The sequence below is a fragment of the Bradyrhizobium sp. BRP19 genome, assembly GCF_020194195.1.
Taxonomy (GTDB): Bacteria; Pseudomonadota; Alphaproteobacteria; order Rhizobiales; family Xanthobacteraceae; genus Bradyrhizobium; species Bradyrhizobium yuanmingense.
Genome location: NZ_JADYVZ010000227.1, coordinates 1 through 394 on the forward strand (window position 1 = coordinate 1; position 394 = coordinate 394).

Consider the following 394-nt stretch of genomic DNA (forward strand, 5'->3'; position numbering starts at 1 on the left):
CTCGTAGTGCGAGGTATCGGGCCAGTTTTCCACATGCAGCGGATGAACTTCGTGCGCGCCCATCACTTCCTGCAGGCAAACAATATCGGCGCTGACGGTACGCACGGCATCGCGAAGTTCCGGCAAAATGAAGCGTCGGTTAAACGCGGTAAAGCCTTTGTGAATGTTGATGGTGAGCACCTTGAACGAAAATTGTTGTGTTTGATCGGGCATAATTTTCCTGTCTTTGCCTCTTATCTCATTGAAATAGTGTAGTCGGCGTCACAAAAAGGTGCGGTCTTACGGAATTTTCCGTAAAGTTCGGTACTCTGAGTAAGTAGAGATAAATTCTTCAGGAGAGAAGCCATGAAGTGGCAACAACGTGTTCGTGTCGCAACGGGTCTAAGTTGCTGGC

Annotated in this window: 1 protein-coding gene; it reads right to left on the reverse strand. The window is 48.7% G+C overall.

All coding sequences use genetic code 11. From position 1 onward, the window contains the following. Positions 1 to 213, reverse strand: a 213-nt coding sequence (locus tag I6F36_RS39305; RefSeq protein WP_346656721.1) for a hypothetical protein, incomplete at its 3' end; no start/stop codon positions are given. Positions 214 to 394: the final 181 nt, after the last annotated feature.